The following is a 16,578-nucleotide window of genomic DNA, read 5'->3' as shown; positions in this document are numbered from 1 at the left end:
AAGCTATGTAGATATGGATCTACACGTTGAAGGTGTAAAAAAGTAATCTAGCTTTCTAGCTCTCTGACAGGTATCAACATTATTTAGAAATATCAAAAGTTTGGTCGATACTAAATAGGTCAGCAGTTAGAAATAGAGAAAGGCGCAAAGTTTTCACTTTGCGCCTTTTTTATTGAGATAAATGGCAACGCGTTTAGGTCTGTTTTGTGTCAAACCGTTTAGTACGTTAAAAGCCACCATTTGCCTCTAGCCAGTCAACGTTGCCATGACTGAGTTATCTAATTGAACTACTAATCCCTAATAGTTCAACTTACGATTAGTTAAGCTGTTTCTAGTTCAGCTTGAGGAACCACATTTAGTCGGTCACCGTAGATTGGACGCAGTGCTTGCATCACTTCAATGCGAGTCAACACACCCACCATCACGCCATTTTCTAACACTGGAAGCATATGTGGTTGGCTTACTTTCATCGCTTTTGCACGCTCTTCTAGAGAAAGAGATGTCAAGCGAGTTGCGAAGCCCATGCTTGTCGTCGGGTACAGTTGCTCTTTGTCGATGCATAGGAACTCAGCAACGTCTACTAGCTTGTCGTTTGCATCGATTGCCACAACGTCACGGCTCATTAGGTCTACGACTTTTTGGCCTTTAGTTGGGATGTAATCTTGGCACCAAAGGTCAACCATTACGTCATGAACAGAGAAGATACCCACTAGACGGCCTTCAACATCACAAACAGGAGCGCTAACAAGTTGCGCGTCTAAAAGTGTATCAATCGCGACTGATGTTGGCATTTCAACGCTCAATGTAATTGGTTGAGTGTTCATGATTTGCTTGATAGTAGTTGCTGTGTTCATAGTAATTTCCTTAACTGACGTAATTTCTGTTGTTTGTGTAATAGCGGTAATTTTTGCTGCTTTAAGTTGTGGGCGACGGTAGATACTCCAGTTGGCTAAGCCGACCAATACTGAACCACCTACGATGTTGCCGATTGTCACTGGTATTAAGTTTGCTGTGACAAATTGCATGACGTTTAAGTCTGCGTACTGCGCTGGTGTTGCACCGATTTGCATCCAGAAGCTTTCCGGGGCGAATGTTTGAATCGTGATGCCTAGAGGAACCATGAACATATTCGCCACACAGTGTTCAAAGCCTGAGCTTACGAACATTGCAACGGGTAACACGGTCATCATTGCTTTGGTCATTGCGTTAGCAGAGCTGAACGTTAACCAAATCGCTAAACACACCAACAAGTTACAAAGCACACCCAAAGCAAACGCTTGAACTGGGCTGTGGTGCAGCTTGTGTTGAGCAATGTTTAGAGCGTTTAAGCCCCATTGGCCACCATCCAGTTGATATAAGCCTGCTGCGCTTACCAAAGCCAATAGGAACATGGCACCGATAAAGTTGCCGACATACACTTTGCCCCAGATAGACAGCATCTTAGTGAAGGTGATTTGCTTGTTAGCCCATGAGATGCTGGATAACACTGAGCTGGTAAATAACTCACCACCGCAAATCACAATCAAGATCAAACCCATACTGAATGCAAGACCGCCGGCTAAGCGACTCAATCCCCATCCAGCATCAGCGCTGCCCGTGGTTACCGTGATGTAGAACAAAAAAGCAAGCCCGATGAATGCGCCAGCCATGATTGCCAAACTCAATGTCATGCTGCTGGTTTTATTTGCTTTACTTAATGCAAACTTCTCTGCTTCCGCCATCATTTCTGTTGGTGAGAACAGTTGATGATTTTCAGAAGTGCTGGTTGCCATATCCCCCCCTTGAACAATCCGTCATGTGTAATTCCTAGTGTTAATGACTTGGTTAATCCGTAATGGTTAATCAGTAATGTTTTGCAGGGCTCGTTGTGTCCTGCCATTCCAGATTAGGGCGTTGATGGGTAGAGGTAAAATTGATAATTTTTAGAAACCACATCAAATTTATTGATATAGATTGGGTTACGCGTAGAATGAAATTGATTGCTCATTGGCTTTATAAAAAACGAGCATCAGGACACAAATAATTAAAAGCATTAAGGATGAATTTTGCGTTATTCATTAAAGCAACTCGCGGTATTTGATGCAGTAGCAGACTCCGGGAGCGTTAGTCAGGCAGCAGACAAATTGGCGTTGACTCAGTCGGCGACAAGTATGTCTCTTGCACAGTTGGAAAAAATGCTCGGCAGGCCTTTGTTTGAAAGGCAGGGCAAGCAAATGGCTCTTACTCATTGGGGGATGTGGCTAAGGCCTAAAGCGAAGCGTTTACTGCAAGATGCGCAGCAAATTGAGATGGGTTTTTATGAGCAGCATTTACTAAGTGGAGAGCTCAAACTCGGTGCAAGCCAAACACCAGCGGAACACCTAGTTCCTGACCTCATCAGTATTATTGATAACGACTTTCCTGAGATGCGAATCTCGCTCGGCGTACAAAGTACCGATGCGGTTATTGATGGCGTATTAGATTATCAATATGACTTGGGTGTTATCGAAGGTCGTTGTGATGACAACCGAGTTCACCAAGAAGTGTGGTGTACGGACCATTTAACGGTGGTTGCATCGGCTCATCACCCGTTTGCGAAGCGTGAACGAGTAAGCTTGGCGCAATTAGAACAAGCAAAATGGGTATTACGTGAACATGGTTCGGGTACTCGCAAAGTTTTTGATAGCTCTATTCACCATTTAATTGGTGATCTTGATGTTTGGCGAGAGTATGAACACGTTCCTGTTTTAAGAAGTTTGGTTGCAAACGGCCCATATTTAACGTGTTTACCTTATCTCGATGTCGAACAGTTTGTTGAGTCTGGTCAACTGGTCACATTAAATGTCCCTGAGCTTGAAATGGAAAGAACCTTGTCCTTTATTTGGCGTGCAGATATGTCTGAGAACCCACTTGCTGAGTGTATTAAGCGAGAAGGTAAGCGCATGATGAAAGGCAAGCCATCGTTTCTGTAACGATAAATTGACAAAATACTGATAACCAAATATGTTGAATAAGCGATTTCGGTCTCTATCTAGTGATAAATACACATCTGCATACATTATTAACGTGATCGTGATCGGCTAAATAAGGGCTATCTTCCCATAGTATGCTTACTTGATTTTAAGTGAGGCTAAATCCGGTTGCGTTCAATTACGTAATTAGGCTTTAGAAATAGTATGAGTACATTAGTCGCGATTTCATTAACAACAGGTATTTTGTCAGGTCTATGGGGATGGATTGCTATCTCTTTCGGCTTATTGTCATGGGCAGGTTTCTTAGGTTGCACCAGTTACTTTGCTTCGCCAACAGGCGGCGTTAAAGGACTAGCAGGTAGCTTATTGACCAACATGACTGGCGTATTCTGGGCAATGGTGATTATCGAAAGCTCAACCTTCGCAGGGTTAGAGATTTTAGGCTACATGATTACTGCTATTGTGGCATTCTTTATGTGTATTCAAGCGAAACAAGCGTGGCTAGGTTATATCCCAGGCACCTTCATTGGTTGCTGTGCGACGTTTGCTGCAGGTGGTGATTGGCAACTTGTAGTGCCATCTTTACTGCTTGGTGGTGTATTTGGATACTTGATGAAAGCAACGGGGCTATGGCTTCACGAGAAATCGACTCAATCTTCGGAAGTTGTTGAACAACACGCTAAACAGGCAAAGGCTTAATTCGTTAACCTAACCTTAGTTAGTCACTGTGAACTCTTGCAAGATAACCCCCAATTAATTTGTATATCGATTTATACAGGCACACCGTTTGGTGTGCCTTTTTTGGTTGAGGCGACTAGCTAAATATTTCATCAGTAGAGCAACTGATAGCATCTATAAAACAAATTATGTTTAGGTATTTCCATTCGCCATGGTGATCACGCGTTTTAATGTCCACCTTAATAAAAGCGGAATGCATTCTTGTCCTTGATTCTCGCAATGAGAAACAATGGCGAGTGCAAGGTCGGGTTTTGCATGTTTCTTCAATACCTTGGCAACCACTTTCTTTGGAGGGATAGGGTGATCGTATGGAATCTTAACCATGTCACGGAAAAAGCTCTCAAATCCATTCATATATAGGTAATGCTCGATATCTTTATCTGGCAGTTCCGTGAGTCGATGTCTTTCCTGATCATTACCAAGCTTCGATAGCACCGTTGCTGCGTATTTTTTACCCGCCGCATCGCCGTCAGTTACCACATGCCAATCGATGCCAAACTCTTGCGCGACCTTAATCAGTGCCTTAAGTCCTGATTGGGCGAACTCAATAATCTGCACACCTTCTGCTGCTAGGTTATAGCCACATTGGTTGGCAAGTTCATTGAACAACCAAACCTCGGTTTCACCTTCTACTAATAGCCAACAGCGAGCAAATAGTGCCCCAGAGCGGTGGAAGCGGATATGAAAACCAATTCGTCGAAGTTCATCCTTACTGAAATGGTTCATGTTGAGTTGATTGGCGATGGTTTTGTCTGACTGACGAACCAAGCGACGAATCGATTGAAGTGGGACCGCCGCAAGTAGGTCGCCACTGTTGGTGGTCAGGATTTTCTGCATGGGCAATTTCTGCATCAAGCTCCAAGCCCTTGCCAAGTGTGTTGGGTGCAATCGACCTTCTGGATCTTCAAGGATCAACAGAGGGCGCGCACATCGCCTTAAGTCGTTTGGCCCTTTAGCTTGTAGATAAGCGTTAAGTAACCCCATGAATAATAAGCGAGTTTGTTTGTTCTTGGTCTCTTCGACGAGTTGATGAATACTCTGATCATTGGTACCCGCAGAATAAAGCAATCCGTCTCGCTGTTTTCTAGGGTTACGACGAGAAGTACTTTTGAAAGAAAAATAGTGCTCAATCAAACTTTGCATCGACTCTAGGCTACTGCGCATTTCACCTTTATTAACATGTCCGGGTATCGCCATAAGACGGCGGCAGGTGTTGTCTATTCGTTTTTCTATTCTTGCTTGTCGACCATTACCGTTATTGGCGCCGTTTCCATTTGTTGTGCCATTGCTCGTGTGATGGTTCCCGTTCCCGTTTGAATTTGCATTAGTTGCGTGAACATTAGTCGGCAGGTGAGCATTGTGGTTAAGGGACTTGCCGTTGAAAGGACGATCAAAGTGCCTTGCATCACGCAAACGGATAACGGGATGTAAGGTCATTAATTCTTGAGCAAGCTTTTCTGAATGATGAAGCTTGAGCGGATTACCGTCCAAACCAAGAAATGCATAGTGTGTTGTTGTCTCATACTGTTCTAACGTCGCGCTGATGCGATAGTAGATGCGAAATACGCCAAATTCATCTTGAACCCAAATAGGTTTGAGTTTGCGATAACGACCTGCGTTAAGTTCGCTCTTATCGTTAGCTTTTAAAGCGAGAACAATTTGAAGATGTTGAGACTGCGGGTGTGAAACAGAGTAATCGACATGAAAATCGGTCATTTCAAAGTGATATGGCACACCGTCTGAGGGCAGAATGACGGAAAGGGCATCCAATAATGAAGACTTACCCCAAGTATTTTCACCAATAAGCGTGGTTAGCTCGTCAAACGCGAGTGACATGCGCTTGATACCTCGAAAGCCAGAAATCTCGATTCTTTCTAGTTGCATAGGCTTACTCCTAACGGAAGGCTCTGCTAATTATTTGAAAGCTAACAGATATCTTTAATCATAATCGAAAAATCCAAATCCGGTATGCTCACCTGTCACAAAACCCGTTGTTTATTAATACGGTGCAAAATGAGATTTTTGATCTATCTCGAGTATTTTTTTGCAGTGCAGTTTCATAAAATTCACGATTCTGTCATGATTCTCGACCTAGTATGAAGGGACAAAGAGAGAAGAAAATATGACTAAAAAGAATAAGCCGACAAAAATAGTGTTGGCACACATCAACGACACCCACTCATACTTTGAACCAACCTCGTTACAGCTATCACTTAAAATGAACAACCACATCATTGAACCTTATGTCAGTGCTGGTGGCTTTGCTCGAATTTCAACACGCTTCAAACAAATAGAACAAGATGCCCAGCGTCAGAAGGTTGGAACCTTGTTCTTGCACGCTGGTGACTGCTTCCAAGGCACGTTGTACTTTTCCTTATTCAAGGGAAAAGCCAATGCCGATTTGTTGAATGCCCTTAATATAGATGCCATGACGCTCGGTAATCACGAGTTAGACATGGGTAATGAGCCCGTTGCGATTTTCGCGAAAAGAATCAAATTCCCGCTGTTGGCCGGTAACTGGAATCTAACGAATGAGGATATCAATAAAACTCATACGCTAGCGGACAACGACATTGTTAAGCCTTATCGGCCTGAAACACGAAGTGCTTCTTTTATAACGAAAGAGTTTGATGGCGAGAAGGTCGCAATATTCGGCTTAAGCATCGACAAGATGGCAGGCATCGCTAACCCAGATATCGATACACCGTTTGAAAATGCTTTGGAAACAGCAAAAGCGACCATTGAGCAAATCCATCAAGCAGGCATCAACAAGATTGTGTTACTTAGTCATCTTGGTTACGAGGCTGATTTAGAGTTAGCAGCCAACGTAACAGGTATTGGTGTCATCGTTGGTGGTCATAGTCATCGCTTACAAGGTGATTTCTCTGATATCGGCTTAGTTAAAGATGATGAATACGGTGTGAAAATTGGCGATACCTATGTTGTCCAAGCGGGTTTCCACGCCATGAGCTTAGGACACTGCGAAATCGAGTTCGATTCTCAAGGCAAAGTGACGCACTTCAATGGTAAAAACGAACTGTTATTAGGACGTCGACTCTTTATAGACGCGAAACTGAGTGAAGTAGGGCAAGACGATGCCCACGATATGGCGTGTGAGTTTTTAAACAATCACCCTAATATTGCAGTGTGTAAGAAAGATCCTGAGCTGCAGAGCATTCTGACGGATAAATACCAGCCGCGAGTTCGAAAGCTTCAGCAACAAGTGATTGCTCATGCAGACACTAAACTTCGCCATGTACGTATTCCAGATGCTAAAGGCCCGAGTCAACTAGCCCCCTTGGTTGCTCAATCATTTCACCATCTAATGAACAAGAAAGGGCATCAGGTTGACTTTGCCATTCACAACGCCGGTGGTGTAAGAAATTCACTGAACAGCGGCGATGTCTCTGTTGCCGATATTGCCGGAAAACTACTACCGTTTGCCGTACCTATTGGTGTGTATGAAGTAAAAGGTGAAACGATCGCTGGCATGCTTGAAGGTGCAATCAATAACGCGATTGATAATGGTGTCGTGGGCACAGGTTCAGGTAGCTTTCCTTATACACATAATTTGAGGTTTTGTTACCACAAAGAAGCGCCTATAGGACACAGGATTCACCATCTAGAAATTCACTCTGATGATTCAGGTTGGCAAGCTGTTTCTCGCAACCGTATTTACCGGGGCGCGTCGTCAGCCTATACAATGAAAGGCAAAGAGGGCTATAACGCTGTGTTGGATATGATCGGTGATGGCACGGTCACCACTGACTCTATGGCAGACTGCTTCATCGAGTTTCTGCAAGACCACCCAGAGTCGCTTCACCTCAATGAACCGTTGAATTGCATGGAGTGTTTTAGATAACTAAAGCTGATACTGATATTTAACACTATTACTTTGGGTTATTTATAAAATTGGCATTGTTTATGCTTTATCTCTGCAGGTCGCCTTCTTGTGGAGATATGCATGGATAAGAAAGATTGGTTAGATGCGGTAGCGGTTGTCGGTTGGGTATCAGTTTGGTCAGCGTTAGTGTATTTAATACCTGCCGCAGGGCTGTAAATTGCTCTTTTTGCAACTTCATTACGCAGTGCAATAGTGTGTTTGACTTGCGAATTTATTCTTAGAATCAATTCGCGTGTCTATTTGACAAAGTGGCATCAATCAGAAAGGAGCGTTTGCTCCTTTTTTGCTTTTTCCGTGCAAATTTATATAGACGAAACACAACCAGAGGATTATTATCCACGCGTTTGGGGAGTAGTTAGCGCAAGTTTACATATCGTCATCTCGTTAGGCCAAGAGTCTATCCGGTATGTAAAAGTGAAATCCCATATTTCACTTCAACGAGACCAACGCAATCACAGTCAAGATCCGTAATGGAGCTTGATATGCTTTGTTTGCGGAAGGTCTTTGTACAGTTCTTCCGCCCGGAGGAATAATGAACTCAACTCAATCTCTATTATCTACAAATAGTGAATCCTTTTTTTCATCGCCAATCATGACGACTTATGCGGGCTTTTTCCTGCTAACGGTTATTCTCGTCTCTATTGATATCTATCAGACTCGTGGCGGTAACGTTACTATCAAGAAAGCGGCAATCTGGAGTGTTTTCTGGTTTGTACTTGCGTTTTTGTTTGCTGGCTCGATTTACCTATTTTGGGACATTTATGCGCCGAACAGTGACTACACAGCGCAAAAAGCAACCGTGTCATTCATTACGGGTTACTTGTTAGAAAAATCCCTTAGCGTAGACAACTTGTTTGTTTTTGCGATGATCTTTGCTCAATACCAAGTTCCTGAGCATCTAAGACCTCGTGCGCTTCTTTGGGGCGTAATTGGTGCATTGGTGCTTCGTGCAATTATGATCGCACTAGGCGCACAGCTATTGGCGGAATATCACTGGGTGCTTTACGTGTTCGCTGCGTTCTTGATTGGTACAGGTATTAAGCTGGCATTAGACAAGGGCGAAGAGGAGAGTGTGAATACTCTGCCTGAAAAGCTACTTCGTAAAGTGATGCCGGTAACAGAGGACTTCCATGGCCCTGCATTAATGGTTAAACAGGGTGCTAAATGGGCATTCACTCCAATGATGTTGGTCATCGGTGCGATCGCAGTCATGGACGTGATGTTTGCATTAGACTCTATCCCTGCGATCTTTGCGGTAACACAAGAACCGTTCTTGGTACTTGCGGCTAACGTGTTTGCGTTACTTGGTCTTCGCTCGTTGTATTTTGTACTGCAAGGTATGATGGACAAGTTCATCTATTTGAAACCCGCGCTTTCATTCATCATGGTGTTCATTGGTGTGAAAATGCTTCTGGTTGATAGCGAGTGGGCTATCCCAACTTACTGGTCATTGGCGGTATTGGTTTCTACGATGACGATTGCGGTTATAGCGTCGGTTTATGCGAAGAAGCCAGGCATTGAACAAGTAAATTAAAAACAAATATAACTTATCGAAAAGTCGATAATGAACACGTGGCTGATGAAGTGGAAAATTAATTTATGTAAATTTTCTGTGACATTGGCCACTGTTGTTTGCGGGGTATTTGTACTAAATGCATGATTTAAACACTATATTGAATTTGTACTCACATAATCTGCATATCTATTTTGTGGCATTGTTAATGGTTTGTTTTATTAGAAAAACTAATTCCAAAATCTAATTTTAGTCATTTTTTAACCTGCAAAAGATCACCTATTATTCTTGTCATCAGAACGAAACACATTAATAAATTTATAGAGAGGCAATCATGGCTCAAGCAGTACAAATGAATACTATCGCTGTTCCTAACTCTATGGATAAGAAAACCTACTCGGTTAACTTCAAAGGATTGATTGCACACATTTTCGATATTCTTTTCGTAGACAACTCTCCACGTAGTTACTACGCAAGCGACCTATCTGGTCACATGCAACGCGATATCGGTATTAACCGTTAATCTCAGCGTTAACATGTAAATATAGAATTTTAAGAAAACGCCAGCCTCTAAAGCTGGCGTTTTTGTATCTGAAATAAACTCAATCTCTTCGTAAACTAAGCACCTGAAAGAAAAACCTAGGCATAACGGTCTGTATTTGAGCGCCATTCAATTCGCTTTGTACAAGGATCTCGGTATGTCACACGCCAAACGCAATTCATCATTGATTAAACTTTGTTTATTTGCCTTACCGATCGGCTTCTATTCCTCAGTGTCGCTTGCACAAACCTGGAGTAATGAAGGCCAGCCCGCACAGGTTATCGAGCTCTTCACCTCTGAAGGTTGTTCAAGTTGTCCTCCCGCTGATGCGTATCTAAGTACATTTGAAGATGACCCACAACTGTGGACACAAGTCATTCCTCTCGCTTATCACGTCGACTATTGGGACTACCTCGGTTGGGGGGATAAGTTCGCGAGCAAGGCGTTCAGTCAGAAGCAACGACTGTATAAAGCTTACGGCTTAACAAGTGGGGTTTACACGCCGGGCTTTGTTGTCGATGGAAAAGAGTGGCGCGGTTACTTTAACTGGTTAGACAGAACGTTGCCTTCGCTCAAACAACAAAATAACCCCAAGCTAACGGTCAACTATAAAGGCGATACGTTCAGCGTAAGTTACGAAGGCAAAGGGGATTATGTTGCTCATATAGCTTTGCTGGCGATGAACGAAGTCACCAGCGTTAAAGCGGGCGAGAACAGAGGTAAGAAACTTGAGCACGATTTTGTCGTGGTTTACGATGGTTATCAGCGTGGTGAGTCTGAATGGCAATTTAATATCAATTTTGAGCCACTTGTCGCTACACCAGACGCAGTCGCTGTTTGGTTAACCGAGCCGAATTCGTATGCACCGGAACAAACGGTAGCAGGTTGGCTGAACTAACTGCAACCCACGACAATTGTGTAGCTGGAATACTCTTAGACGAAGTTGGTACGGCGAGTATCGAGGTTCTCACATCGATAACTTCGCGTCTGACGGATATTAATCAGTGAAATAGAAGCGAAAGGGCGATTTAGTTACGTAATACTGCTGAAATACGTTAATATAGCGCGCTATTATTTTAGCTTTGAGTTCCTGCAATTAATGACTAACACCACAGCACCAACCAACTTCTCTGATCTTGGCTTAATCTCTCCTTTGATGGCTCGTTTATCTGAGCTTGAATACCAACAGCCAACGCCTATCCAAGCGCAAGTGATTCCAAGTGTGTTAGCAGGACGCGATTTAATTGCAGGCGCAAATACCGGTTCAGGTAAAACCGCAGCATTTGCACTTCCACTGTTACAAAAGATTCATGAAGATGCCCCTCTGGACCGTCGTTCAGGCAAAGGTAACTTTGTTTCTGGCCTTATCTTGGTTCCTACTCGTGAACTTGCTAAGCAAGTGGCTGACAGCGTTAAATCTTACGCTGTGCATTTCAATGGCGCGATTAAAACGGTTTGTGTGTTTGGTGGTGTATCGGTAAACACTCAAATGCAGGCGCTACGTGGCGGCACTGATATATTGGTGGCAACACCGGGTCGTCTGCTTGACCTTATTTCGAGCAACGCTATCAAACTAGATAAAGTGAAAACGTTAGTGCTTGATGAAGCTGACCGAATGCTAAGCCTAGGTTTTACCGAAGAACTTGATGCAATCTTGAAGCTCTTGCCGAGCAAAAAACAAACCTTGTTGTTCTCTGCAACTTTCCCAGAGCAAGTTAAAACGCTGACTCACGAACTTCTAAGCGATCCAATTGAAGTTCAACTTCAAAGTGCCAATGCGAGCACACTGGTTCAACGTGTATTCGAAGTAGAAAAAGGTCGCAAGACAGCGTTACTCGCACACCTAATTCAACAACATGAATGGCGCCAAGCTCTGATCTTCGTTAATGCGAAGAACAGCTGTGAGCACCTAGCAGACAAGCTTTACAAGCGCGGTATCATCGCAGAAGTATTCCACGGCGATAAAGGGCAAGGTTCACGTACTCGTATCCTAGAAGATTTCAAATCTGGCGAGATTGACGTTCTGATCGCGACAGACATCGCGGCACGTGGTCTGGATATTGAGAAGCTTCCAGTGGTAATCAACTTTGACTTACCGCGTAGCCCGTCAGACTACATGCACCGTATCGGCCGAAGTGGTCGTGCAGGTGAAGTTGGTCTTGCGTTATCTCTGATCGATCACGAAGATTACCACCACTTCAAAATCATCGAGAAGAAGAACAAGATTCGTCTTGAGCGTGAGCAAATTGAAGGCTTTGAAGTGGATGAAGAAGCGACAGCTGAACTGATCGCAGCACTAAAACCTGTTGCGCCACCGGCCGGTACTGGCAAGAAGAAAAAGAAGAAGAAAGCTCCAAAAAACCAAGATGTGTGGCTGAACAACAACTGATCTTGAGTCAGCAAGCCATATAAATCAGCAAGCCATATAAATCAATAAGCTATATGAGTCAGCAAACAATAGACATTCAAAAGGTGCTTAATTGCGCCTTTTTTGTGTCTGTAGGGCTGGGATTTGAGTCGTTAATAAACGACTGTTGCAGTGTTAAACAACCCGATAAGCCGTTCGAAGGATAGCGTCCTCCATAAGAGATTCGGCGATTTAACGCTTTGCTCATAACCTGTTCGGGTTTTGAGCAATTGGGTAACCGCGTGAAGACCTCGATTAAACAATTAGTGCTGGCCACTTCATTTTTCCTGTTTACCCAACACTCTTCTAGTGCTGCTGAATTTGAGGTTAAAGGGGTTAATAAAACTCTCACCGAAAATGTAGAATTATATTTAGAACCTTTAGCCGATGTTCCTGCATCACAGCTATCGAAAACGAAGCTATCTAAACGTATTCAAGATGCACTCAACCCTTATGGTTATTATCACCCACAGCTCGATATCGACCTCAATGATTCTGATAAAGTGATCATTAACATCGATTCTGGTCCTGTCATGCGCATCGCAGAATCGATAGTAAAAATAACAGGTGAAGCTAGCCTAGATGCGGAGTTCATCAATATACTCAATCAAAGCAAGTTAGGCTCAGGTTTAACTTTGTCTCACCAAGAATATGACCAAACTAAGCGTGCGATTTTCTCTTTAGCAAAGCGGAAAGGTTATTTTGACGGCAGGTTTATCGAGTCAGAGATTGAAGTTATTCCTAGCGAGAACATCGCGAATATACACTTGTATTTTGCAAGTGGTCCACGCTACAAGTTCGGTTCTATAAGTATTCCTGATGATGGGGTTGACCCTACTCGTATCGAGAAAATACCCACCTTTAAAAAAGGTGATGACTTTGACACCATCAAGTTAGGTGAACTGCAATCTGATTTGTCAGACACTCAATGGTTTCGAAGTGTCATCGTACATGGTGACTTTGACAAACTTGATGACAACCTAGAAGTTCCAATTGAAATCATTGCCGAGCCAAGTTCTCGAAATATCGTGCAGGTCGGTGGCGGCTATTCTACAGATCTCGGTTTACGCGCCTCTCTCAGTTGGTCAAAGCCTTGGTATAACCGGAGAGGCCACAGCTTTGAAACACAGACATATTTGTCTGAACAGGAGCAATCACTTCAGTTGGGGTACAAAATCCCCACAGAGAAAGTCACAACGGATTACTTTGGTATTCAGTTTGAATCGAAACGAATTGATCATCGAGACACCAATAGCTTTACAAACGATCTTAAGTTCGAACGTTACTGGCAATTAGACAGTGATTGGCAAAGCACCATTTATGTCAAATACTTGCACGAACAGTACCGTCAGGCGTCTGAGGAAGAGCAATCGCAATTACTGTTACCTGGCATCAGTTTTTCTCAGGTTGATCGTAAAAATGATCAGTTGGAGCTCAATCATCGACACATCTATTCTGTCGAGTATTCTGACCCTAGTCTGTTCTCTGACTCAAGGCTGTTGCGGTTGGAAGGAAACAGTGTCCTTTCATGGGATATTAGTGACAGGCAGAAGCTCCATTTCCGCTCCAACGTAGGCATCAACATTGCCAAATCATTATCTGATGTGCCGTCGTCACTGCGGTATTTTGCTGGTGGCGATGGAAACCTGCGAGGTTATGGTTACGAATCTATCTCCCCTAGAGACGAGAATGGTGAACTAACGGGGGCACGTTATATGTTAACTGCTGGGCTCGAATATCAGCATCAAGTCTATCGTTCAATTTGGTTGGGCGCATTTCTTGATGTGGGTGATGCATTTGATCAACAAGCGGATTGGAAGCGTGGGACGGGCGTGAGTTTGATTTGGAACTCACAGTTAATGCCAGTTAAGCTCGATTTTGCTTACGGCTTAGATGCGCCTGAAGGCGACGAATTTCGTATTCATTTTTCCTTTGGTACTCAATTCTGATTTTTGTACGCTGTTTATGCACTCGCGAGGATGCGAACCATCTAATAGGATTCAAGTAAATCGAAAGAGCGTAATAACCTTTGTGCTTTAGCAAACACAAAGGTAAAAACAATGAAAAAGCTACGATTCGGTGTATTTGGTAATATGGGCCCTGAAGCAGATGCTCTGTTCCAAGATATCGTCGCCAAGAAAGAAATTGAACACGGCGCACTTAAAGACTAAGACCACATGGCCATGATAGTGGTGAAAAACTCAGATATCCCCGATCGATCTGAAGTGATTAACGAAGGCGGTACCGATCCTGTGCCTGAACTGATTGAGTCAGCGTGCATTTTAGAACATGCCAATGTTCAGTTTGGCGTAATGACCTGTAACACCGCTCATTACTTTAGACCTGAGGTTCAAAAGCACACCAACGTTTATATCGTCGACATGCTTCAAACCACCGTTGATCAAATCAAAGAGCAGAACTCTGAATCTGTTGTTGGTATTTTATGTACCAACGGCACATACAATTCGGGAATCTATGATCGTTACCTAACGGACGCGAATCTGGTGTTCGTTAAGCCAGATTCCTTTGAGCAAGAGCATAACGTGCATAGTGCTATCTATGGTGAAGTAACCAGTGAGATGACAGAGTGTGGACAAGCAATCCGAGAAACCAACGGGATCAAAGCGGGCGAGTTTGAGCGTAATGCCGCACTGCTTGCTGTAGCGATTCAATCCATCGTAGAGAAGGGCGTTGATACGGTTATTTGGGGATGCACGGAACTTCCTTTGGTTAGAAAGCAACTTGAAACGGCATTTCCAACAGTCACTTTTATTGATCCTATGGAAGCGGTAGCTGAGCGTGTCGTTGATATTTACCGTCACGCTGAGCAATATGTGGAGCGTGGACATGTGGATTACAACATTAATGATGTTAATTCGATCTTCACAACGCTTGATATGGTGAACTACGTAGCCCAAAGAGCGATGACCTACCGTCTATAAGCTCAGATACGTGTATTTGAAACATGAGAAAGCCGCGAATTACGCGGCTTTTTTACATTTGGACTGGAGAAAATTAAAAATTAAGATTCGAAGCTGAACACTTAAAGCTCGAACTCGCCATTCATTTTTCGAAATAACCAATCAGGTACCTTGTTCCATGAACTGTAGTTCGGGTTCTTAGTATGGATTTGTTCCTCTGAAGCCCAGATGGTGTCACCTGATTGTTCTCGCGACACAGCCCAGAACAACTCCTCTTTCTGACGTGTTAAGTAGTGTGTCACTTGCTTCGCAAACTCTTCACTGTCAACCAACACCCCAAACTCAACGTTGAGAAAGTCTGATCTTGGATCGAAGTTAGAAGAGCCAATATAGGTGACACGCTCATCTAAAATTACTGTCTTGTTGTGGTAGTAGGTATCAACATGAAAGTAGTGATCATCATTGATCGCTTGGCTTTTGTACTCATAGATACTTACGCCCTTGTCGAGTAGAGTCTCACGGTGTTTTTCGTAATACGCAGGCACAAAGCCCGAATCATTAGAAGCCGATGAATTCGTCAGTAAGGTGACTTCGGCTTCGCTCTCTCTAAGTGCATCGACGAATACAAACTTGTTATCGCTTGGCACCATATAAGGCGTAGAAATAATAACCTTAGAAGGTGTCGGTACTTTTTGCTTCATCAAGTGTTCAATACGTTGGCGAAAGTAGGGCTTGTTGTCATTGAGTTTCTCCAGTGAGTCAAATACCGGCGTGACAGAGGCTGAAATGAACTTCGGTTGGTTTAAGCTCTTTATCTGCCTTTCGACTTCAGACGTGATCAATGCTTGATTCTTTTCACCTTTGTTCAACGCTTTGGTGAACGCTTGGTATTGCTCTTTCTCTTTGATTTTAATGCGTTCTTGAATTGGCACTACATGCTCACTGTTCCACAACGCTTGGTAGTTTCGGTCGAAAGCAGCAATCACGTCGCCTTTAAACAGCACATCCATATCAAAGAAGTTGGCACTTTCGCTGTAGCCAAAGTAGTCATCACCGATGTTGCGCCCACCGAGGATCATCGATTGGTGATCAACGTTAAAGTATTTCTCATGCAGTCGATTATCTAACTGTTTTTGATGAGTAGAGAAGTTGAGCGCACGACCAATCCAGCCAGCTTTACGTGACTCAAAAGGGTTGAACAGTCGAATCTCAATATTGGCGTGTGAGTCCAACTCCGCAAGCCATTTGTCATTGAATACCAACAAGTCATCCAGTGTGAGGCGCACGGCCACATCGCGGTCAGCGGCGTGTTTCAGCTCGTTTAACAGCATCAGACCCAGAGTGTCGTTTTCCCAAGAGAAGTAAGTCATATCAATCGAGTGTTTTGCTTGGCGAACCTGATCAATGCGGCGCGCAAAGGCTTCAGGCGCACTCGGGATCAAATAGACTTCGGCTTGATGTTCTGTGCTTTGCCAGTTAGCTTCGAAGTCAGGTTCAACATCGGGGTAAGGTTGGGCACATCCTGTGACCAAAGCAATCAACATTATTGTGCATGCTGTTTTTAGTTTGCTAAGTGTCATAACTAACCTGCGTTTAAACATAA

At 43.5% G+C, this 16,578-nt stretch carries 12 protein-coding genes; 9 read left to right on the top strand and 3 right to left on the bottom strand.

Translation table 11 applies throughout. The features are described 5' to 3' along the window. Positions 1–320: 320 nt before the first annotated feature. The gene (gene focA / locus AB4517_RS09570; protein WP_017064629.1) at positions 321–1,772 is read right to left on the bottom strand and encodes a formate transporter FocA; all 1,452 of its coding nucleotides are present in this window, start codon (positions 1,770–1,772) and stop codon (positions 321–323) included. A gap of 273 nt (positions 1,773–2,045) precedes the next feature. On the opposite strand from focA, the gene AB4517_RS09565 reads away from it, so the two are divergent. Both AB4517_RS09565 and AB4517_RS09560 read left to right on the top strand, forming a co-directional pair. Beyond that, positions 2,046–2,951, top strand: coding sequence for a LysR substrate-binding domain-containing protein (locus AB4517_RS09565; protein WP_136978571.1), 906 nt, complete (start codon positions 2,046–2,048; stop codon positions 2,949–2,951). Between the two features lie 204 nt (positions 2,952–3,155). Next, a complete protein-coding gene (locus tag AB4517_RS09560) occupies positions 3,156–3,650 on the top strand; it encodes a DUF1097 domain-containing protein (protein WP_017059817.1) in 495 nt (164 codons plus the stop codon). 171 nt (positions 3,651–3,821) lie between these two features. Here AB4517_RS09560 and AB4517_RS09555 read toward each other — a convergent pair whose 3' ends face one another. Further along, positions 3,822–5,573 carry an ATP-dependent endonuclease gene (locus AB4517_RS09555; RefSeq protein ID WP_017059816.1) on the bottom strand — a complete coding sequence of 584 codons (1,752 nt, stop codon included), beginning with the start codon at positions 5,571–5,573 and terminating at the stop codon, positions 3,822–3,824. Between the two features lie 238 nt (positions 5,574–5,811). On the opposite strand from AB4517_RS09555, the gene AB4517_RS09550 reads away from it, so the two are divergent. From AB4517_RS09550 to AB4517_RS09520, 7 genes are all read left to right on the top strand, one after another. Then, a complete protein-coding gene (locus AB4517_RS09550) occupies positions 5,812–7,551 on the top strand; it encodes a bifunctional UDP-sugar hydrolase/5'-nucleotidase (protein ID WP_372148260.1) in 1,740 nt (579 codons plus the stop codon). 574 nt (positions 7,552–8,125) lie between these two features. Then, positions 8,126–9,127, top strand: coding sequence for a TerC/Alx family metal homeostasis membrane protein (locus AB4517_RS09545; protein ID WP_017059813.1), 1,002 nt, complete (start codon positions 8,126–8,128; stop codon positions 9,125–9,127). A 313-nt stretch (positions 9,128–9,440) separates the two neighbouring features. Next, positions 9,441–9,629, top strand: a complete 189-nt coding sequence (locus tag AB4517_RS09540) for a hypothetical protein (protein WP_017059812.1) — start codon at positions 9,441–9,443, stop codon at positions 9,627–9,629. 175 nt (positions 9,630–9,804) lie between these two features. Continuing rightward, a complete protein-coding gene (locus AB4517_RS09535) occupies positions 9,805–10,545 on the top strand; it encodes a DUF1223 domain-containing protein (RefSeq protein WP_372148259.1) in 741 nt (246 codons plus the stop codon). 201 nt (positions 10,546–10,746) lie between these two features. Then, positions 10,747–12,036: a DEAD/DEAH box helicase gene (locus AB4517_RS09530; protein WP_017069930.1), complete on the top strand. Its 1,290-nt coding sequence runs from the start codon at positions 10,747–10,749 to the stop codon at positions 12,034–12,036. Positions 12,037–12,284: 248 nt separating this feature from the next. Continuing rightward, positions 12,285–14,003 carry an autotransporter assembly complex family protein gene (locus tag AB4517_RS09525; protein ID WP_372148258.1) on the top strand — a complete coding sequence of 573 codons (1,719 nt, stop codon included), beginning with the start codon at positions 12,285–12,287 and terminating at the stop codon, positions 14,001–14,003. 228 nt (positions 14,004–14,231) lie between these two features. Continuing rightward, entirely contained in the window at positions 14,232–14,996 is a 765-nt protein-coding gene (locus AB4517_RS09520) for an aspartate/glutamate racemase family protein (protein WP_372148257.1), read from the top strand. A 101-nt stretch (positions 14,997–15,097) separates the two neighbouring features. On the opposite strand, the gene AB4517_RS09515 is transcribed toward AB4517_RS09520, so the two are convergent. Further along, positions 15,098–16,555 carry a phospholipase D family protein gene (locus AB4517_RS09515; RefSeq protein WP_372148256.1) on the bottom strand — a complete coding sequence of 486 codons (1,458 nt, stop codon included), beginning with the start codon at positions 16,553–16,555 and terminating at the stop codon, positions 15,098–15,100. Positions 16,556–16,578 lie beyond the last annotated feature (23 nt).

Source organism: Vibrio sp. 10N.222.52.C3, from assembly GCF_041474195.1.
Classification (GTDB): domain Bacteria; phylum Pseudomonadota; class Gammaproteobacteria; order Enterobacterales; family Vibrionaceae; genus Vibrio; species Vibrio crassostreae_C.
The sequence above is the reverse complement of the archived record's forward strand: the minus strand, read 5'-3'. Positions and strand labels throughout refer to the sequence as shown.

What these genes read in the sequence shown, in the direction of transcription:
- focA (WP_017064629.1), bottom strand. Translation starts at nt 1,772, where the DNA reads ATGGCAACCAGCACTTCTGAAAATCATCAACTGTTCTCACCAACAGAA.
- AB4517_RS09560 (WP_017059817.1), top strand. Translation starts at nt 3,156, where the DNA reads ATGAGTACATTAGTCGCGATTTCATTAACAACAGGTATTTTGTCAGGT.
- AB4517_RS09555 (WP_017059816.1), bottom strand. Translation starts at nt 5,573, where the DNA reads ATGCAACTAGAAAGAATCGAGATTTCTGGCTTTCGAGGTATCAAGCGC.
- AB4517_RS09550 (WP_372148260.1), top strand. Translation starts at nt 5,812, where the DNA reads ATGACTAAAAAGAATAAGCCGACAAAAATAGTGTTGGCACACATCAAC.
- AB4517_RS09545 (WP_017059813.1), top strand. Translation starts at nt 8,126, where the DNA reads ATGAACTCAACTCAATCTCTATTATCTACAAATAGTGAATCCTTTTTT.
- AB4517_RS09540 (WP_017059812.1), top strand. Translation starts at nt 9,441, where the DNA reads ATGGCTCAAGCAGTACAAATGAATACTATCGCTGTTCCTAACTCTATG.
- AB4517_RS09535 (WP_372148259.1), top strand. Translation starts at nt 9,805, where the DNA reads ATGTCACACGCCAAACGCAATTCATCATTGATTAAACTTTGTTTATTT.
- AB4517_RS09530 (WP_017069930.1), top strand. Translation starts at nt 10,747, where the DNA reads ATGACTAACACCACAGCACCAACCAACTTCTCTGATCTTGGCTTAATC.
- AB4517_RS09520 (WP_372148257.1), top strand. Translation starts at nt 14,232, where the DNA reads ATGGCCATGATAGTGGTGAAAAACTCAGATATCCCCGATCGATCTGAA.
- AB4517_RS09515 (WP_372148256.1), bottom strand. Translation starts at nt 16,555, where the DNA reads ATGACACTTAGCAAACTAAAAACAGCATGCACAATAATGTTGATTGCT.